General features: G+C 60.3%; 15 protein-coding genes and 1 tRNA gene. 2 read left to right on the top strand and 14 right to left on the bottom strand.

The window, feature by feature from the left end; all coding sequences use genetic code 11:
* Positions 1-52 precede the first annotated feature (52 nt).
* On the bottom strand, positions 53-982 hold the full coding sequence (locus LOY52_RS24600) for a LysR family transcriptional regulator (RefSeq protein WP_258676771.1): 930 nt from the start codon (positions 980-982) through the stop codon (positions 53-55).
* A gap of 169 nt (positions 983-1,151) precedes the next feature.
* On the opposite strand from LOY52_RS24600, the gene LOY52_RS24595 reads away from it, so the two are divergent.
* Both LOY52_RS24595 and LOY52_RS24590 read left to right on the top strand, forming a co-directional pair.
* Complete coding sequence (locus tag LOY52_RS24595; RefSeq protein WP_258676760.1) at positions 1,152-2,435, top strand: aspartate aminotransferase family protein; 1,284 nt, start codon at positions 1,152-1,154, stop codon at positions 2,433-2,435.
* A 196-nt stretch (positions 2,436-2,631) separates the two neighbouring features.
* A complete protein-coding gene (locus tag LOY52_RS24590) occupies positions 2,632-2,790 on the top strand; it encodes a YqaE/Pmp3 family membrane protein (RefSeq protein ID WP_003228885.1) in 159 nt (52 codons plus the stop codon).
* Between the two features lie 133 nt (positions 2,791-2,923).
* Here the strand turns inward: LOY52_RS24590 and LOY52_RS24585 are convergent, their stop codons facing one another.
* The 13 genes from LOY52_RS24585 to LOY52_RS24525 all read right to left on the bottom strand — a co-directional run bounded on the left by LOY52_RS24585 (position 2,924) and on the right by LOY52_RS24525 (position 18,728).
* Positions 2,924-4,735 (bottom strand): S9 family peptidase, encoded by a 1,812-nt coding sequence (locus LOY52_RS24585; RefSeq protein ID WP_258676750.1) that lies wholly within the window; start codon positions 4,733-4,735, stop codon positions 2,924-2,926.
* On the bottom strand, positions 4,701-5,873 hold the full coding sequence (gene pqqE, locus LOY52_RS24580) for a pyrroloquinoline quinone biosynthesis protein PqqE (RefSeq protein ID WP_258676748.1): 1,173 nt from the start codon (positions 5,871-5,873) through the stop codon (positions 4,701-4,703). The genes LOY52_RS24585 and pqqE overlap by 35 nt, the downstream gene beginning before the upstream one ends.
* Positions 5,845-6,120 carry a pyrroloquinoline quinone biosynthesis peptide chaperone PqqD gene (gene pqqD / locus LOY52_RS24575; protein ID WP_041070005.1) on the bottom strand — a complete coding sequence of 92 codons (276 nt, stop codon included), beginning with the start codon at positions 6,118-6,120 and terminating at the stop codon, positions 5,845-5,847. Before pqqD ends, pqqE begins: the two co-directional genes overlap by 29 nt.
* Positions 6,117-6,869 (bottom strand): pyrroloquinoline-quinone synthase PqqC, encoded by a 753-nt coding sequence (gene pqqC, locus LOY52_RS24570; RefSeq protein ID WP_003228879.1) that lies wholly within the window; start codon positions 6,867-6,869, stop codon positions 6,117-6,119. Before pqqC ends, pqqD begins: the two co-directional genes overlap by 4 nt.
* A 136-nt stretch (positions 6,870-7,005) precedes the next feature.
* Positions 7,006-7,917, bottom strand: a complete 912-nt coding sequence (pqqB, locus tag LOY52_RS24565; protein ID WP_258676744.1) for a pyrroloquinoline quinone biosynthesis protein PqqB — start codon at positions 7,915-7,917, stop codon at positions 7,006-7,008.
* A gap of 81 nt (positions 7,918-7,998) precedes the next feature.
* Positions 7,999-8,073, bottom strand: a complete 75-nt coding sequence (gene pqqA / locus LOY52_RS24560) for a pyrroloquinoline quinone precursor peptide PqqA (protein WP_003422658.1) — start codon at positions 8,071-8,073, stop codon at positions 7,999-8,001.
* A 158-nt stretch (positions 8,074-8,231) separates the two neighbouring features.
* Positions 8,232-10,649, bottom strand: a complete 2,418-nt coding sequence (gene pqqF / locus LOY52_RS24555; RefSeq protein ID WP_258676734.1) for a pyrroloquinoline quinone biosynthesis protein PqqF — start codon at positions 10,647-10,649, stop codon at positions 8,232-8,234.
* A 48-nt stretch (positions 10,650-10,697) separates the two neighbouring features.
* On the bottom strand, positions 10,698-11,492 hold the full coding sequence (locus tag LOY52_RS24550; protein WP_258676731.1) for a carbon-nitrogen hydrolase family protein: 795 nt from the start codon (positions 11,490-11,492) through the stop codon (positions 10,698-10,700).
* Positions 11,493-11,504: 12 nt separating this feature from the next.
* Positions 11,505-13,187 (bottom strand): NAD(P)/FAD-dependent oxidoreductase, encoded by a 1,683-nt coding sequence (locus LOY52_RS24545; protein ID WP_258676715.1) that lies wholly within the window; start codon positions 13,185-13,187, stop codon positions 11,505-11,507.
* A gap of 207 nt (positions 13,188-13,394) precedes the next feature.
* Entirely contained in the window at positions 13,395-13,856 is a 462-nt protein-coding gene (locus tag LOY52_RS24540; protein WP_007966501.1) for an Lrp/AsnC family transcriptional regulator, read from the bottom strand.
* 159 nt (positions 13,857-14,015) lie between these two features.
* Positions 14,016-14,756 carry a hypothetical protein gene (locus LOY52_RS24535; protein ID WP_258676712.1) on the bottom strand — a complete coding sequence of 247 codons (741 nt, stop codon included), beginning with the start codon at positions 14,754-14,756 and terminating at the stop codon, positions 14,016-14,018.
* A gap of 133 nt (positions 14,757-14,889) precedes the next feature.
* Positions 14,890-14,966, bottom strand: a tRNA-Ile gene (locus LOY52_RS24530).
* 15 nt (positions 14,967-14,981) lie between these two features.
* On the bottom strand, positions 14,982-18,728 hold the full coding sequence (locus LOY52_RS24525) for a bifunctional diguanylate cyclase/phosphodiesterase (protein WP_258676709.1): 3,747 nt from the start codon (positions 18,726-18,728) through the stop codon (positions 14,982-14,984).
* Positions 18,729-18,757 lie beyond the last annotated feature (29 nt).

The following is an 18,757-nucleotide window of genomic DNA, read 5'->3' as shown; positions in this document are numbered from 1 at the left end:
CAGTCTGCAAAGCCCCGCTTCGGCGGGGTTTTCTTTTGCCTGCAGAAAAGTATCAGGCCAGCGGATCCAGTGGCGGCGCGACTTTAAGCGGTTTGTCCTCACGCTGAATCACTTCTTCCAGCAATGTGCGCAGCAACGCCAAAGACGCCTGCTGGCGTTGCACGTCGCGGCATACCAGCCCAACCTTCAGCGGCACCCGTGGTTCGCTCAACGGCTTCCACAGCAGATCCTGCTCGTCGTATTCCCTCTGTGAGCGCCCGGGCAGCACCGTCGCCAGTCTGGTGTGCGGCAGACTGTCGAGAATCCCCAGCATATTGTTCAGCTCGGCCTGCACTTGCGGGCGCCTACCCAGGCTGGTCAACTGAGCCTGCCAGATCTGCCGGATCTGAAACTCTTCGCCCAGCAGCAACATCGGCAATTCCGCTGCCTGCCGCATCGAGACCTTCTTGAATTCACGTAGCGGGTGATCCGCCGGGATAACCAGCGTCAGTTCATCTTCATACAACATCACGCCATGCAGCCCCGGTTGGCGCGGCGGCAGGTAGCTGATGCCGATGTCCAGCGAGCCGTTGAGCAAACGGCGCTCGATCTCCAGGCCAGTCAGTTCATAGATCTGCACCACAAGATGCGGCTGCGCCTTGCGCACCCGTTCGAGCATTTGCGGCACGAGGCTGGTGTGCACGGTTTGCAGTACGCCGATCGCCAGCGTACGCAAGGCCTGCCCCTTGAAGTTGCCCAGCGCTTCCCGCGCCCGCTGCAAACCGTCGAGCAGCGGCAGGGCGTGGTTGTACAGCGTGTGCGCGGCAAGGGTTGGCAGCAGGCGCTTGCTGCTGCGCTCGAACAGCGTGACGTCGAGGTTCTGTTCGAGCTGGCGAATCTGCTGCGACAGCGCCGGTTGCGAGATTGACAGGCGTTCGGCAGCGCGGCCGACATGGCCCTCTTCGTAGACCGCGACGAAATAACGCAGTTGTTTGAAATCCATAAGTAATGCTTATCGAAAATGCTGGTAAATCGAAATGGCCCGAAGCCGTCAGTGAGCCTAGTCTAACCGCAATCACAAGGCTTACAGGGCCAGAGAGCGCGATGAATAGCGTTTGCTTCGACAGTGTTTGCATAGGCGGTGCAAAAAACCTCAAGCGAGGTTTTTTGCAATGAATCTGTTCAGTCTGCGGCGTCAGGCGCCGAGTCTCGATGACCTCGCTTTCGAGGCCGGTCCACCCCAGGCAGGCGATAGCCTGAATGCCGAGCGACTGATGCCCAGTGTCGAACGGCCGCAGCAGGTGTTCGTGCGCGGCCAGGGCTCCTGGTTATGGGACAGCAACGACCGCGCTTATCTCGACTTCTCCCAGGCCGGCGGCGCCAACAGCCTCGGCCACAGCCCTTCGGCGCTGGTCAAAGCCATCGCCAGTCAGGCCCAGGCGTTGATCAATCCCGGTTTCAATCTGCACAACCGCGGCATGCTCAGCCTTGCCGAACGCCTGTGCGCCAGCACCTCCAGCGATCAGGCTTACCTGCTCAACAGCGGCAGCGAGGCCTGTGAGGCGGCGATCAAACTGGCGCGCAAATGGGGCCAACTGCATCGTGGCGGCGCCTCGCGGATCATTGTTGCGAAGCAAGGTTGTCATGGCCGCAGCCTGGCAACGATTTCCGCGTCGGACAGTTGCAACCTGCACAACCGCTTCGCACCGTTGCTGCCGGGTTTCGATCCGGTGCCGTTCAATGACTTGCCAGCGTTACATGCCGCCGTCGATGCGCAAACCGTGGCAATCATGCTCGAACCGATCCAGAGCGATGCCGGGGTGATTCCGGCCAGCGAGCATTACCTCAAGGGCGTCGAGCGTCTGTGCCGCGAGCTGGGCATTCTGCTGATCCTCGACGAAGTGCAGACCGGTATCGGTCGCTGCGGCACTTTGCTCGCGGAACAGTCCTACGGCGTGCGCGCCGATATCGTTGTGCTCGGCAAGAGCCTCGGTGGCGGCGTTCCGCTGGCGGCGTTGTTGGCCCGTGGCAAGGCGTGCTGTTTTGACGCCGGTGAACTGGGCGGCACTCATCACGGCAACGCGCTGATGACAGCGGCCGGTCTGGTGGTCCTCGATAGCGTGCAGGATCGTGCATTTCTTGAACAGGTCAAAGACCTCGGCCAGCACCTGCGAGAGGGACTCGCTCGCTTGGCGCACCGTTACGGCCATGGCGAGTTGCGCGGGCAAGGGCTGTTCTGGGGACTGAGCCTGTCAGAGGAGTCCGCTGATGCCGTAGTCAATGCCGCTTTGCACGAAGGCCTGCTGCTCAACGCGCCGCAAACCAACTGCCTGCGTTTCACCCCGGCACTCAGCGTCAGCAAGGCCAACATCGACGAAATGCTCCTGCGCCTGGCCCGCGCCTTCTCGCGAGTGCGCACCGCGCAACTGCAATGCCGCAAAGGGATTGCAGTCTGAGCTGAAGTTTCCTACCCGATTTCAAGAACCGTCTCGCGGTATAACGCACGCCTCACGCCTGATTCTTTTGGCGTGGGGCGTTTTTTTGTGCCCGATGGTGGCGATCAAATGGCGTTTGCACTGAACCCTGACGAACGGCGCAGGTCGATTAGCTTGTATGGCTCATGTGAGCCAACCCCCATTCAGGAGCTGACCCATGGACTTCATTCGTATCATCATCGCCATTCTGTTGCCGCCACTGGGTGTGTTTCTGCAGGTCGGGTTCGGCGGGGCGTTCTGGTTGAACATTCTGCTTACGCTGTGCGGTTATATCCCGGGGATCGTGCATGCGGTGTACATCATCGCCAAACGCTGAGTTCAGCGGCACCTGATAGATAGCATTCGCGAGCAGGCTCGCTCCCACAGGGGATTTTGTGAACAACACAGATCCAATGTGGGAGCGAGCCTGCTCGCGAATGGGACGACGCTATTTTGAATGGGGGCGGTGCTCAGTCCGCCAACCCCATCACCCTCCGATAAAACCGCCACTCCTGCTCCAACGCATGCGCCTGATTCACCGCCCGGCGAAAGCCATGGCGTTCCTCTGCGTAGTAATGCGCCTCGACCGGGATGCCATTGCGTTCCAGCGCCGCGACCATGTCGCGGGTCTGTTGCGGCACCACCACCGCATCCAGTTCACCCTGGAAGAAAATCACCGGCACCCGGATGTTGCTCGCATGCAGTAGCGGCGTGCGGGCGGCGTAGCGCTCGGTGTCCTGCTCAGGATCACCGATCAGCCAGTCCAGATAATCACCTTCAAACTTGTGCGTCGCCCGGGCCAACGCCACCGGGTCGCTGACGCCGTACAAACTGGCGCCCGCGCGGAACACCTGCTGAAACGCCAACGCGCACAAGGTGGTGTAACCGCCAGCGCTGCCTCCGCGAATAAATGCCCGTTCGCCGTCGATCAGACCTTGTTCAGCCAGATACGCCACCACCGCGCAGGCGTCCTCGACATCCACCTCCCCCCAACTCAGATGCAGCGCCTGACGGTATTCGCGGCCATAACCGCTACTGCCGCGATAGTTGAGATCGGCGACGGCGAAGCCGCGTTGCGTCCAGTACTGAATGCGCGGGTCGAGCATCGGGTAGCAGGCCGAGGTCGGGCCGCCGTGGATGAATACCACCAGCGGCGGCTGGGCTTCGTCGTTCATCGCCGGATAGAAGAATCCGTGAGCCTCGCCGCTGCCGCTCGGGTAGCGCAAGGTCTGCGGACGGCTGATGCGCTCCGCCGGCAGAGGTGCAACACCACCTGCCAGCACTTGCACCGAGTGGGTCGTGCGATCGATGGCGATCACCGCCGAAGGGCTGATCGGCGAGGCGGCAATGCAGTAGATGAATTGTTGATTCAGCGCCAGATGCCGGAAGCGGCTGTAGTCGCCGGTGAAGTCTTCGCCGTCGAGTGCCAGGCGACCAAAACCGCCCTCTGTCCAGCTCGCCAGGAATGAATCGCCCACCGGCAACCAGGTACAGCCACCCATTTGCCACGGGGCGGGCGCATGATCGGCTTCGGCGCAGGGCAGTCGCTGCAAGCCGTCGGACGTTTCGCCCCATGGCTGCCAGAAGCCGCCGCGATCGGTCAGGCACAACAAGCGTCCTTTAGCGTCGAACCGCGGTTGCTGGATCGACTCTTCAAGGTCAACCCCCGCCACGCAACGCGGTGCACCAAAGCTACCCACAGCCAGACGCTCGGCGACCATCAATCGCGTGGATGTCCAAGGCTGATGCGGCCGACTCCACTCGATCCAGGCCAGTCGCGAACCGTCCGGGCTGATGGTCGGCGCAGCGTAAAAGTCAGCACCTTCCGCCAGCAAATGCCGCGTGCCATCAGCCAGATCAATCGCTACCAGCCGATGCTGGTCGCGCAGTTCCTCAACCGCCAGCACCTGGCCGAAAGCACAATGCAAATCGCCATAACGACACTCGCCAGAAGTCAGCACATCGGGCGCGCCATCCAGCGCCTGCCGATACAACTGCTGATCCGCCTCATTGACGAAAACCACCCCGTCCGGCGTCAGACAAAACGCGCCACCGCCATATTCGTACACCCGGCTGCGCACGCTGAAGCCATTCGGCGTAAGACATTTCGCCACGCCGTCGCGCCAGTGCCAGATCCGGCACGCAGCATCTTCCGGGCGATATTCATTCCAGAACAAACCGTGGGCGCCGAGTTGCAGTTCGGCGAAGTCCATTCCGGCGGCGACGGCCTGGGCGGCGCTGAAAGGCTCAGCCCTTGGCGATGAGGCGTGAGTTTCGTTCATTACGGAAGGCCAGTTGTTCGATGGTCTGGGTGGCGGTCTCGGCTTCTTCGCGGGCCTTGAGAATCACGCCGTGATGGTCGGACTTGCTGCACACCGGGTCGGCGTTGCTCGCGTCCCCCGTGAGCATGAACGCCTGACAGCGGCAGCCGCCGAAATCCTGTTCCTTCTCGTCGCAGGAGCGGCATGGCTCGGGCATCCAGTCGTAACCGCGAAAGCGATTGAAACCGAATGAGTCGTACCAGATGTGCTGCATGCTGTGGTCGCGCACGTTGGGAAATTGTACCGGCAGCTGTCGGGCGCCATGACAGGGCAGGGCAGTGCCGTCCGGAGTTACCGTCAGAAAGATGCTGCCCCAGCCGTTCATGCAGGCTTTCGGGCGTTCTTCGTAGTAGTCCGGGGTGACGAATATCAGCTTGCACGGATGCCCTTCGGCTTCCAGTCTGGCGCGGTATTCGTTGGTGATGCGTTCGGCACGCACCAGTTGTTCCTTGGTCGGTAACAGGCCGACACGATTGAGCTGCGCCCAGCCGTAGAACTGACAGGTGGCGAGCTCGACGAAGTCCGCTTCGAGCGCAATACACAACTCGATGATGCGGTCGATCTTGTCGATGTTGTGCCGGTGGGTGACGAAGTTCAGCACCATCGGATAGCCGTGGGCCTTCACCGCGCGAGCCATTTCCAGCTTCTGCGCGAAAGCCTTTTTCGAGCCGGCGAGCAGGTTGTTCACTTGCTCGTCACTGGCCTGGAAACTGATCTGGATGTGATCGAGACCAGCCTTCTTGAAGTCGCTGATTTTCTGCTCGGTCAGACCGATGCCGGAAGTGATCAGATTGGTGTAAAAACCCAGCTGCCGCGCCTCACGAATCAGCTCCGCGAGGTCCTGACGCACCAGCGGCTCACCACCGGAAAAGCCCAGCTGTGCCGCGCCCATCTCCCGCGCTTCGCGGAAGACCTTGATCCACTGCTCGGTGCTCAGCTCTTTGCCCTGCTCGGCGAAATCCAGCGGATTGGAGCAGTACGGGCATTGCAGCGGGCAGCGGTAAGTCAGCTCGGCGAGCAGCCACAGCGGCAGGCCGACTTCAGGTTTTGGCGGTACTTGCACCGATGCTTCAGGCAAGTTCGATCCAGTGCTGCGCACGGGCAACCTCCATGAATTGCTCGATGTCGTCACCGAGCTCGGGCACGCCGGGGAACTGCTCGTCGAGTTTGGCGATGATCGCCGCGACATCGCGTTCACCGTCGATCAAACCGCCGATCAGCGCGGCACTGTCGTTGAGTTTGATCATGCCCTCGGGGTAGAGCAGCACGTGACCTTTTTGCGCCGGTTCGTACTGGAAACGGTAGCCGGGACGCCAGGTCGGAATCTTGCTGCGATCAAAACTCATAGGGTGATTCCTTTGTGCCAGACCCGTTGCTCGGTGACGCTGTGATACGGCGGGCGGTTCAGTTCATAAGCCATGCTCATGGCATCGAGCATGCTCCAAAGAATGTCCAGTTTGAACTGGAGAATTTCCAGCATGCGCTCCTGACCCTCGCGGGTCTTGTAGTGCTCGAGCGTGATCGCCAGACCGTGCTCGACATCGCGCCGCGCTTGACCCAGGCGAGTGCGGAAATACTCGTAACCGGCCGGGTCGATCCACGGGTAATGCTGCGGCCAGCTGTCGAGACGCGACTGGTGGATCTGCGGCGCGAACAGTTCGGTCAACGAGCTGCTGGCGGCTTCCTGCCAACTGGCGCGGCGAGCGAAGTTGACGTAAGCGTCGACGGCGAAACGCACGCCGGGCAGCACCAGTTCCTGGGAGCGCAGCTGATCCGGGTCGAGGCCGACCGCCTGACCGAGACGCAGCCAGGCTTCAATGCCGCCGTCTTCACCGGGTGCGCCGTCGTGGTCGAGCAGGCGTTGAATCCACTCACGACGGATCTCGCGATCCGGGCAGTTGGCGAGGATCGCCGCGTCTTTCAGGGGAATGTTCACCTGATAGTAGAAGCGGTTGGCGACCCAGCCCTGAATCTGCTCGCGGGTGGCACGGCCTTCGTACATCGCCACGTGATACGGGTGGTAGATGTGGTAATAGGCGCCCTTGGCGCGCAGGGCGGCTTCGAATTCGGTGGGGGACAGCGGGGTGTCGGTCATTGCGGTTCTCCGGGGAACAACCGTTGGAATCCTGGGTGTCTATTTGGACGCCTTCGCGAGCAAGCTCGCTCCCACAGGGTTTGTGAACGCCACAGATCCAATGTGGGAGCGAGCTTGCTCGCGAAGAGGCCGGTCGCTACAGCACAATACTCATGCCGTCATAAGCCACTTCAACATTACGCCGCGCGAGCTCCGCGCGCTCCGGCGAATCCTCATCGAGAATCGGGTTGGTGTTGTTGATGTGGATAAGCACCTTGCGCTGCTCGGGCAACTGCTCCAGCACTTCGAGCATGCCGCCGGGGCCGTTCTGCGCCAGATGGCCCATCTCGCGACCGGTGCGGGTGCCGACGCCACGGCGCTGCATTTCATCGTCCTCCCAAAGCGTGCCGTCCACCAGCAGGCAGTCGCTGCCAGCCATGATTTCCAGCAGCGGCGCGTCGACCTTGCCTAGACCCGGGGCGTAAAACAGTTTGCCGCCAGTATTGAGGTCTTCGACGATCAGGCCGATGTTGTCGCCCGGGTGCGGGTCGAAACGGTGCGGCGAATACGGTGGCGCGGCGCTGCGCAAAGGCAGCGGGGTGAAGCGCAGGTTCGGGCAGGCAGCGACAGTGAAGCTCTGGTCGAGCTCGATGCGGTTCCAGTTCAGTCCGCCGTTCCAGTGGGTCAGCATCTTGAACAGCGGGAAACCGGTGCTCAAATCTTCATGAACCATGTCCGTGCACCAGACCTGATGCGGGCAGCCTTCGCGCAGGCTGAGCAGGCCGGTGGTGTGGTCGATCTGGCTGTCCATCAGGATGATCGCGCTGATGCCGGTGTCGCGCAGTGCACGGCCCGGTTGCATCGGGGCGAAGCTCTGCAGTTGCGCGCGGATGTCCGGCGAAGCGTTGCACAGCACCCAGTTCACGCCATCATCGGAGATTGCGATGGACGATTGGGTGCGGGCCTTGGCGTTCAGGCTGCCGTCGCGAAAGCCTGCGCAATTGACGCAGTTGCAGTTCCACTGCGGAAATCCGCCACCGGCGGCCGAACCCAGAATCTGGACGAACATGAACGCTCCCATCTTTCAACGCTGAAAATAAAACGCCCCGGCGAGCCGAGGCGTTGCACTGCAAGTCTGCGTAGGCAGAACTCAGCGGCTGGCGAAGTACATGGTGACTTCGAAGCCGATACGCAGGTCGGTGTAAGCCGGTTTTGTCCAGGACATAGAGTGACTCCTCATTGGGTGGGTGGGATAGCGCTGTCCATAGTTATAGTCCACGGCAGCGCAGGGATGTTCCAAATAGTTAGGCTGCTATGTTACTCAAAATTTCAACGGTATTGCCCGTGAATCTTTGAGAAAGCTCCTTGCAGCCTTGGTAATGATCATTTTGTCGCTTGCCACGGCGCGCCGGGTGACGATTCGTTGGCCAGGCAGCGCCAGCCGCCCTCGGCGTTGAGCAACCGCTGCGCTGCCGCGAGCAATGCCGAGCGTTCAAGTTGATTGATGGCTGTGTGCAGTTGCGCCAGATAATCTGACGAGTGGCCAGCGAGCTTGGCCTGCCACAGCAACTCGGAGGCGTCCTTGTCGGACAGATGTCTCTCACCGAACTGATCCGCGAGTGACTTGCGCTGCTCGTTGAAACGCTCTTCATCGAGGTTTTCGATCAGCGCAGGAATGCCCTCGAGGAACTGCTGGATATGGCTGAGCAGCTTAACTGGCGCAATATCTGGCGACTGCACACCGAACAGCAATCCACTCTGGCCATACATCTGTCGCAAGGCGCTGAACACTGCGTAGCCCAATTGCAATTCGACCCGCAGGCGCTGATAGAAAGGTGTCTGGCACAGCTGCGCGAGCAAGCGCCAGGCGGCTTCATCGACGATCTCGCGGCTGACGCTCGGGCAGAACAGCAGCAACGCATGCTCGCTGAACGCGGTATCGATGTGGCTCCACAGATGTTGCGTATTGATCGTCGGCGCGGTCGGCAATTGATTGTCCGGTGTGCCGGGGATGCGGCTCAGGGCCAGGCCCATGGCCGATTGCGTCTGTGCGTTGAGGCCAAGGGCCAGCCCGTCCCAGCGCGAAGTTGTCCACAGCTGTCTGGCGTCGTCCGATTCGAGGGCCGATGGCAGGCAATGCTCAGGCAATGCCTTGAGCAAATGGCGGATCGGTATCAGCGGTGGTTCTGGCTCTGCGTTGGTCGAATCGACGTCAATTCGTGTCAGGCATTTCAGCGCGTGTTCGAGGACACTGGGCATCGGCTCCTGGAGGCCGGTCAGTTTCAGTAGCCACTGCGTACCGGTGGCACTGAACGCCAACTCGACGCCGGCCTGTCGCGCGTCTTCCTGAGTTTCCCGCAGACAGCGCTGCAGCTTGCCTTGCAGATCGGTGCCGGCCGCCGCTTCCGTTTGCCAGCGCAGGTAAATCGCGCCGTGATCACTTTGGTCCGGCAACGCCTGGCTGAATTGCATCGGCGAACGCTCACGCCGCCCGCGCGAGCGATCCTGAGCGAAAGTCCGCAATCCACGATGGGCGCTGGTCTGGCCGCGAATCAGGCCGGCGTTGGCCAGCGGTTCGTTGGAGCGCAGGAAAGGGTTGACGGCAGGCAGATGCCAATGGTCGCTGAAGTTATCCACAACACCGATGTCGCGCAGGATCTGTTTGAGCGCAACGACGCCGTTTTCTGACAGACCGTTTTCGCGTTGTTCACTGTCGAGCCGCGCCAGTTGCAGGGCACCGCTGATTTGCTGCTGACGCTCAAGCAGCCTGGCGTATTCTTCGCGCAACGCGGCCCAGTCCTGTTGCGCGGCAAAGAAGCTCAACCAATCCAGCAGTTGTTCACCAATGACGCTCAGGGATTCGGCGGGGGCGGTGAATTGCAGATGCAGCAGCGCTTGCCCGGCGAACTGATACAGCGGCACGGCTTTCAAACCATCCGCGAGGCGTTGTTGCTGCAAATGGGAGAGCAAACCACCGGGCTTGGCGCTGTTCAGCCAATGGCAGAGAAACGCCAGCGCTTCGGCGGACGATTCGGGCAGTGCTTCAAAAGCGAACAACAGATGGCTGCTTCGCTCGCCGACCTGTTGATAGCTATTTACCGCCAATGGCAGCGGCGCTGCTTGCTCGACCTTATCCCCAACCGGCAGCGCGGTGGCGAACTGCTGCGCCAGTACGCGCAATTCCTCGATGCTCTGCGGCCCGACCAGGCTCAGCGTCATTTGCCCGGTGCGATAAAACTGCTGATGGAAATCCTTCAGCGCCTGCTGAAACGCTGGTAACTCAACTTTCAGGCTGTCGCGATTCCCCGCATGAAACCCGCGCAGCGGATGTGCGGCCGGCAAACCCTCGTACAATGCCAGTTCCTGCTGCGCCGTGGGATCTTGCGACCACGCGACAAATTCCGCGTCCAGCACTTCGCGTTCGCGCAACTGATCGTCCGGATTCATACGCGGCTGGGCGAGCATGTCTGACAGACGCTCAAGCCCGGAACTGAAGGCCGAGGTCGGCAGTTCGAGGAAAAAGTCGGTGGTGCGTTCACGGGTGCTGGCATTCACTTGCCCACCGTGACTTTGCACGTAGGCCATCAGCGCCTGACTCGCAGGAAAACGCTCAGTGCCGAGAAACAGTAAATGCTCAAGAAAATGCGCCAGCCCCGGCCACGCAAGCGGCACATCATGACTACCGGCCGCCACTCGTAACGCAGCGGCGCTGCGCTTCAAGCCGGGCGCCTGACGCAGGGTCACGCGCAAGCCGTTGGCCAGGGTTTCAGTGTGGGGGCGGGGGGGAGTCGGCGCAGGCATGGGCACTTCCAGAACAGTGAAGTGCCAATGCTAGCGGATTGCGTGGGGTCAGCGCTTGTTCAACGCGTGGTAAAGCTCGGGGCGACGGTCTTTGAGGTAGCGATTGGCAGCGCGCGAGTCGGTCATCAACTGGCGATCCAGCTCACCGACTATCAACGCTTCATCGAGTCCGGCCTGGGCGATACGGCTGCCGTCCGGCGCGGCGATGCTGCTTTGCCCGCAATAGTGGATCTCGCCTTCATGCCCGCAATAGTTGGCGTACGCCACGTAGCACTGGTTTTCGAAGGCACGGGAACGCACGGTGACGTCAGCGACGAAATCGAACGGAATCATGTTTGCCGTGGGCACCAGAATCAGCTCGGCGCCGGCCAGGGCCAGACGCCGCGTGTTTTCCGGAAACTCCAGGTCGTAGCAGATCAGGAAACCGAGCTTCCAGCCGTTGAGTTCGACAATGGGAAAATCATCTTCGCCGGGGCTGAACATTGACCGATCCAGATCGCCGAACAGATGGGTCTTGCGGTAATTGCACAAGCGCTCGCCGTGCGCGTCGATCAACTGCACGGCGTTGTAGATCTGCCCGTCGGCTGTGCGCTCGGGGTATCCATAAGCAATCGCCAGCCCGGCGGCTTTGGCGATTCGACCGATCTGTTGCGCCCATTCACCGTTGTAGACCTCGGCCAGCGTACTGACTGCCTCGGCGCCGATGTTGTAGCCGGTCAGGAACATCTCCGGCAGCACCAGCAGGTCGGCACCCTTGGCCTCCATCGCCAGTTGCTGCAGGCGATGCAGGTTGGCGGCGGGTTCCAGGGGCAGCGGTGGACATTGGTAAAGGGCTACACGCATCGGGGATTCCTCTTACTCGGGCAGGGCGATAGGGCCGATGTCTTTGAACACATCACCCGGGCCCGGGTTCTCTTTATGTGTCGAACCGCCGAAGTGTTTCATGATGCCCCACACTGCGTTGAGCGAAGTCTGCACCGCGCCTTCGACCCACGCCGGGGTCCACGACACGTCGTCACCGGCGATGAAAATCCCGCGTTGCTCGGCGGGCATGTCGTCCTGCATGAAGTGCGCGTACATGCGCTGGTTGTAGCGATAGTGGCCGGGCAGGGCGCCTTTGAATGCGCCGAGGAAATACGGGTCGGCTTCCCATGACACGGTGATCGGATCGCCGATGATCCGCGCGGCGATATCGACTTTCGGGTAGATCTTTTTCAACGCGTTCAACGCCAGCTCTACGCGTTTTTCCACCGGATGCGGCAGCATCTTCAGCGCGTCGCTCATCCACGAGTAGGACAGGCAGATCACCCCCGGCTTATCGTCACCGTTGTCGAACAGATAGGTGCCGCGGGTCAGGCGATCGGTGAGGGTCATGCTCATCAGGTCGCGGCCGGTTTCCGGATCCTTGTCCTTCCAGAATGGCCGGTCGACCATCACGAAGGTCTTCGACGACTGCATGTAGCGCGTGCGATCCAGCGCCATCCACATCTTCTGCGAGAACAGGGTTTCGTCGCATTCGATCTGGGTGGTCAGCAGCCAGCTCTGGCAGGTGGTCAGCACGGCGGCGTATTCGCGGGTGTCGCCGTTGTTATCGGTGACGGCAAAGCGACCATCCGGGGCGTGAGCGATTTTCTTCACGCCGGAACGCGGCGCACCACGGTGCAGGGATTTCAGGCTGGTGCCTTCTGGCCAGTGCACGCAGCGCTCCGGCACATGGCGCCAGATGCCTTGTGGCACTTGTTCTACACCGCCAACCACCAGGTGTTGGTGATCGTCGCAGTTGGTCATCACCACGCGGAAGATTTCCAGCATCGAGTTGGGGAAGTCCGAGTCCCAGCCGCCGGTACCGAAACCAACCTGACCGAACACTTCGCGATGATGGAATGACAGTTTGGCGAAGGCCTTGGAGGTAGCCACGAAGTCGTAGAACGTGCGGTCGTCCCACAGCGGCACTAATTTGTTCCACAGTTCTTTGAGGCGTGGCACGTCGCGCTCGCGAATCGCTTGCTGGATATCAGCGAACTGCGAACCTGCCTCCAGCGCATCCGCCCAGGCGTCAGCCACTTCCTGGAACAGTGCAGGAAGATCCTTGAGGCTTTGTGCGTAATGGGTTTTGCCTTCGAGATCGATCACGGTGCTGCCGGAGGCCGGTGTCAGCGGGTTCGGGAACGGTTTGGTCTCAAGCCCGAGCTTGTCGACGTAGTGGTAGAACGCGGTGGAGGACACGGGGAAACGCATGCCGCCCAGTTCCGCGACGATGCCATCGGTGCCGTTGAACGCTTGTGAACGCAGGCGGCCACCCAGTTTCGAGGCCTCGTACACCACCGGCTTCAAGCCGAGCTTCATCAGTTCGTAGGCGGCCACCAGACCCGCGATACCGGCGCCGACAATCGCCACTTCAGCGCCATGGTGCTGTTCAGGAATGCTGCCGAGACCGGCCGGGTGTTCGATCCAGTCGTCGAAGGCGAACGGAAAGTCCGGGCCGAAAATGGTGATTGGTTTCTTACCGTCTGCAGGATGGCGATTGTTCTTGTTCATGGCTGACCTTGCTGGCGACCCGACGCAGGATGCGCGTCTGAGTATAGGAAAAGATGCCAGCCATTCTAGGGAGCGTAGATCACGTTAATAAGACGCAAAGTGTCGTCGTTTTGCCAGTTAATTGCTCAATATGACGATTAATGACTGCACTCCGACCAAATGTAGGAGTGAGCCTGCTCGCGATGAGGCCATCAAGCTCACCAGCGCTCAAACCGGCTGCCCCCGATCAATCTTGCTGCTCAAAATGATCGAGGTCGTGGTCTTCTCCACCCCATCCACACTGCCAATCTGGTCCAGCAACTGATCCAGTTGCTCCGGCGAGTCGGTGCGCAACCACGCCACATAATCAAATTCGCCACTCACCGCACACAACTGCTGCACCTGCGCCATCGCGCTCAACCGGCGCAATACCTCTTTGCCGGAACGCGGCTGCACCTTGATCCCGACATACGCCTGCAACCCGCCATCGACCACGCGCTGCCCCAGACGCACGCCGTAACCGGTGATCACTTTGGCTTTTTCCAGCCGCGCCAACCGCGAAGTCACGGTGGTCCGCGCAATGCCCAACTGCCGGGCAAGCATGGCCACGCTTTCGCGGGCGTTGATCTGCAGGGCGGCGATCAGTTGGCGGTCGATTTCGTCGAGGGCGGGGGGGCGGGTGTCGGGCAAGGGTTGGGCTCCATAGGGCGTGGATCTTGGAGCGAGCATGTTACAGGCTCGACCGACGTGACGCTTGTGGCCGGTAATTGAATTGTTGGCCAATGGGCGCGAAGAGTGGAAACGAAAAATCCGCGTAACTGCGCGGATTTTTATCTGTTGGATTGACCGTTATCTGACCATTCTGCGTAAGGCTTGATCGATAAGCTCGATCTGGAAGCGATATCGGAGATTTACACGTTTGAGCAGTACCGCTCCTATGGAAAGACCGAGTACCAAGGCAATGATCATCAACAAGGCGCTATTACCCCAGTTCCCGCTTACAGGCCCGGCCAACAAGGTCTTACTGATCCAGGGAAAACCGCCGAATTTTTCAGCGCAGACGTAGGCCGTTCCCAGCAGAGCTAGGGCTGCAGCTTTCTCTCCAAAAAACAGGGCGACACGCGCTTCTGCTCGATTGATTCTGAGTTCGAGCCAATGCTTGGCATCCAGAAGTGCCACTTCCGGATGAGGTTGAAGCGAATCCACTAACGCATTTTCGTGTCTGAAATCGGCAATCATGCTTTTCAAGGTGATGGTGTCCCATCGGAAGAGCGCATAGATCAGTGCCAACATGGGTGTAAGCAGCGACAGCAAAGTGGATATTGTCGAGAAGAGCACAAGATAGAGAGCCAGATACTTGGCTCCTTCCGGCAGCGGAGTCTGCGACGTATGCCAGTAGGCCATGCAGGCAGCGACGGCCATCCCGGCACCGCCGAGAAAGAGACACCAATTGGCAAATTTCTCCGCATTCAATTCGAGTCTGCTACGCCTTGCAGATGCCTTCAGGGGTCTGCATGTACTCAAATGTTCAAGAATTTTGATGGTGTCGTCGATGTGTATTTCTGGAAGTTCCTTTTCCATTACGCTCATTGCGTGCTCCCTTGCGATTTGATCTTGCGTATTTCCCGCATGCACCATTCACATCCTGGTGGACGGGTTAGGCTGATTGGCTGACGAGACACAAAAAAAGACCTATGCCGTCAAGCATAAGCCTTTGTTTGTTTGGTGGGCCCACACGGACTTGAACCGTGGACCAAAGGATTATGAGTCCTCTGCTCTAACCAACTGAGCTATAGGCCCTCAGTAGGCCGCGGATTATAGCGACGGTTTGGCGGCTGTGCTATCCGAATAATCCGATACGGTTACACGAAGAAACGTTGCGGCGAATTCTTCCGGGGGCAGCGGCAGGCTGACGATGTAGCCCTGAATCTGTTCGCAGCCTTCGGCGGCGAGGAATTGTTGCTGGGCCTGGGTCTCGACGCCTTCGGCGATCACGGTGAATTGCATGCTCCGGCCCAGAGCGATGATCGCGCGGACAATCGCCGCGTCGTGCGGGTCATCGGGCAGTCCGCGAACAAAAGACTGGTCAATCTTGAGGATGTCCAGCGGCAGGCGTTTCAGGTAACTGAGCGAAGAATAACCAGTGCCGAAGTCGTCGATCGCCAATTGCACACCCAGGTGTTTGAGCTGGTGCAACACCGCCAAGGCCTCTTCGGCCTGGCTCATGATGAAGTTTTCGGTAATTTCCAGTTGCAGTAAATCCGGCTGCAGGCGGTTGTCCCTGAGCAGTTGTTCGATGCGCCCGAGCAGATTCGGCTGACGCAGTTGCGCGCCGGCGAGGTTGACCGAAAGCGGGCCAAGACTGTCGTAGATCTGGTGCCACTCGAACATCTGCCGGCAGGCGGTCTCCAGCACCCAATCGCCGATCTGCAGGATCATGCCGTTCTCTTCAGCAAGCGGGATAAAGTGCTCCGGCGGAACTTCGCCGAAGGTCGGGTGACGCCAGCGGATCAGTGCTTCGGCGCCGACCAGGCGATGGTCGTCGAGGCTGATTTTCGGTTGGTAGTAGAGGAACAACTCTTCGCGCTCGATGGCCCGGCGCAGTTCGTGCTCCAGCGCTACACGTTCGCTGGCCTGGGCGGTGAGGTCGCGGGTGTAGCTTTCGACGCGGTTGCGGCCCTTGGCCTTGGAGCGGTACATCGCCGCGTCGGCGTTTTTCACCAAGGTGGCGACATCGCAGCCGTCCCGTGGATAGAGGCTGGTGCCGATGCTGGCGCTGATGAAAAACTCGTGCTCACCGGCCTGAAACGGTGCGCCAAAGCAGTTGAGCAGTTTGAATGCGATGTTGTCGGCATCGCTGGCTTGTTGCAGACCCGGCAGCAGAATGATGAATTCATCACCGCCCAGTCGTGCGACGGTGTCGATATCGCGCAGCTGTTCTTTCAAGCGCACGGCAATGCCTTTGAGCAGCAGGTCGCCGACCGGGTGGCCGAGGCTGTCGTTGATGTGTTTGAAACGGTCGAGATCGAGAAACAGCACCGCGCCCTGACCACCGTTTTCCTGCTGGCTGTTCAGTGCGGTGAGCAGGCGACTTTCGAACAGGGTGCGATTCGGCAGGCCGGTGAGCGGGTCGTGGTGCGCTTGGTAATCGAGCTTGGCCTGCGCGTGTTTGAGGCTGGAGATATCGGCAAACACCGCAACGAAGTGGGTGATGAACTTGTCGCGATTACGTACGGCGCTGATGGTCAGCCAGCTCGGATACAACTCGCCGTTCTTGCGCCGGTTGGAAATTTCGCCCTGCCAGTGTCCCTCAGCAGTCAATTGGTGCCACATCGCCGCATAAAACGCGCTGTCGTGCAGTCCCGAGGCGAGCAGACGCGGGGTATGGCCAAGGGCTTCGCTTTCGCTGTAGCCGGTGATTTCGGTGAAGGCACGGTTGACCGCGCTGATGTGCTGTTGGGTGTCGGTGATCAACACGCCTTCGGCGGTGCTTTCGAAAACGGTGGCGGCCTGCTGCAGTTTTTCCTGCATCAAATGGCGCTCGGTAATGTCCCGGGCGATGGTTAACATGCAGTCTTCTTCGCCGATCGGCAGCGGACGGCTGGACACTTCGCACAGCCGAATCTGCCCGTCGCTGCGGCGGATATGGCAGGTGAAATCGCGCACGAAACCATCGCGGTGCAACAGGTCGAGCATCTGCTTGCGTTCGTTGAGGTTGACCCAGATCCCCAGATCCAGCGCCGAGCGATCCACCGACATAGCGCTGTTGAATCCGGTGATGCGACTGAAACCCTCGTTGACCTCCAACAGCAGGCCATCGCTCTGACGCGACAGCAGCAAGCCGTCCGGCGAGGCGTGAAAGGCCTTGGCGAACTTCTCTTCGGAGGTTTGCAGTTGCTGCTGGGTTTCCTTGAGCTGGGTGATGTCGCGCACGACCACCACCAGCGCCGGAGTGGTGTCGAGGTCGAAGGGCTCGGCGGAGATCAGACCGGTGAACACCTGACCATTGTTGCGGCGAAAGGGCATCTCCAGGTTGCGGATGCTGCCGGCCTGCAAGCGCTGTAACAGCCCGGGCCCGACCCCGGGGATGCCCCAGATATTCAGTTCAGTGGCGGTCTGGCCGACCACGTCTTCCGCCTTAAGGCCAATCTGTTCTTCAAAGGCTTCGTTGACTTCCAGCAGACAGCCGTCGGACAGTCGCGCGATTACCAAGATGTCCGGGCATTGCTGGAACACCGAGGCGAATTTTTGCTCTGACAGGCGCAGTGCTTCCTCGGTGCGCTTGGTTTCGCTGATGTCGATCATCAATCCGCGCATCACCGGCTCATGGCCGTGCTCGATCAGGCTGACAATATCGCGTACCCACAGGCAGCGCCCGTCTGCGGTGATCACCCGATAATCGAGGGTATGATCGCGTCCTTCGCGCACTGCGTCGTCGCAGATGGCTTGGGCGCGAGTCAGGTCGGCGGGGTGGATGATGTTGCGCCAGAAGCCCGGAATCAGCCAGTGCGCCTGTGGATAACCGAGCAGATCCTCGGCATGCGGCGACACATAGCTGTAGGTGAAGTCGCTCATGCGCGCTTCCCAGGCGATGGCCGAAAGGCTCTCCACCAGTCCGCGGTAGTGGTATTCGCTGCTGCGCAATTCCTGTTCGAGGTCGACGCGGCGGGCGATTTCCGAACTCAGACGGCGATTGATACGAATGACCACCGCCAGGATGATCACCAGCAGTAACAGGCCCGGCAGACCGTAGATCAGCAGGTCTGACCAGAATGTCCGATGGTCCAGAACATTGCCGACCCAATGTTCCTGAATGCTGCTGATTTCCTCGGGGCTCATGTCCGCCAGGACTTTGTCCAGAATGCCCACCAGCATTTTGTTTTCGCGGGGTACGCCCATTGCCAACTGATAGCGATACGGCGTTTCACCGCTCACGTATAAACCGTCGAGCTTGAGCTGGCGCAGGCTCCAGACGCTGGAGGCGAGATCGCCGACCACGGCGTCTACTTCATCGGTGGCCAGTGCCTGCAAGGCCGAACTGACATTGGGCATGGCCACCAGATTCAGGTCGGGATGGTGGGTGCGCAGGAGTTCGTGGGGGGCGTAGTTTTCCACCACGGCGATCTTCAGACCGTACAGATCCTCGATTTTGCGCGGCTGAGCGCCGCCGATGTGGGCGAGAATCACGATCGGAAAATCGAGGTAGGGACGGGTAAACGACAGATAGTTCTGGCGCTCCGGCGTGGACATGATGCCCGGCAGCAGGTCGATCTTGCCGGTTTTCACCTGCGCCAGGACTTCGGTCCAGCTCGAGGGCTCGATCGGATTGAGTTTGATCGACAGGCGCTGGCGGATCACGTCGATGTAGTCGGCGGCCAGGCCCTGATAGCGATTCTGTTCATCGCGGAATTCGAACGGCGGCCACGACGCATCGACACCCAGGCGCAAGTCCGGGTGAGCCGCCAGCCAGCTACGTTCTTCATCGGTCAGAGTCAGCGCGTCAGCCGTTGCGGTCCAGATCATCAGTGACAGCAAGAAAAGCACGGGCGCCAGTCTGGGCATAACCGTCTCGTTATGGCACGGGATTCATT

The sequence above is a fragment of the Pseudomonas sp. B21-051 genome (assembly GCF_024748795.1).
Taxonomy (GTDB): Bacteria; Pseudomonadota; Gammaproteobacteria; order Pseudomonadales; family Pseudomonadaceae; genus Aquipseudomonas; species Aquipseudomonas putida_A.
The sequence above is the reverse complement of the archived record's forward strand: the minus strand, read 5'-3'. Positions and strand labels throughout refer to the sequence as shown.

Coding starts and splice junctions, on each gene's coding strand:
- LOY52_RS24600 (WP_258676771.1), bottom strand. CDS start 982: ATGGATTTCAAACAACTGCGTTATTTCGTCGCGGTCTACGAAGAGGGC.
- LOY52_RS24595 (WP_258676760.1), top strand. CDS start 1,152: ATGAATCTGTTCAGTCTGCGGCGTCAGGCGCCGAGTCTCGATGACCTC.
- LOY52_RS24590 (WP_003228885.1), top strand. CDS start 2,632: ATGGACTTCATTCGTATCATCATCGCCATTCTGTTGCCGCCACTGGGT.
- LOY52_RS24585 (WP_258676750.1), bottom strand. CDS start 4,735: ATGAACGAAACTCACGCCTCATCGCCAAGGGCTGAGCCTTTCAGCGCC.
- pqqD (WP_041070005.1), bottom strand. CDS start 6,120: ATGAGTTTTGATCGCAGCAAGATTCCGACCTGGCGTCCCGGCTACCGT.
- pqqC (WP_003228879.1), bottom strand. CDS start 6,869: ATGACCGACACCCCGCTGTCCCCCACCGAATTCGAAGCCGCCCTGCGC.
- pqqB (WP_258676744.1), bottom strand. CDS start 7,917: ATGTTCGTCCAGATTCTGGGTTCGGCCGCCGGTGGCGGATTTCCGCAG.
- pqqF (WP_258676734.1), bottom strand. CDS start 10,649: ATGCCTGCGCCGACTCCCCCCCGCCCCCACACTGAAACCCTGGCCAAC.
- LOY52_RS24550 (WP_258676731.1), bottom strand. CDS start 11,492: ATGCGTGTAGCCCTTTACCAATGTCCACCGCTGCCCCTGGAACCCGCC.
- LOY52_RS24545 (WP_258676715.1), bottom strand. CDS start 13,187: ATGAACAAGAACAATCGCCATCCTGCAGACGGTAAGAAACCAATCACC.
- LOY52_RS24535 (WP_258676712.1), bottom strand. CDS start 14,756: ATGAGCGTAATGGAAAAGGAACTTCCAGAAATACACATCGACGACACC.
- LOY52_RS24525 (WP_258676709.1), bottom strand. CDS start 18,728: ATGCCCAGACTGGCGCCCGTGCTTTTCTTGCTGTCACTGATGATCTGG.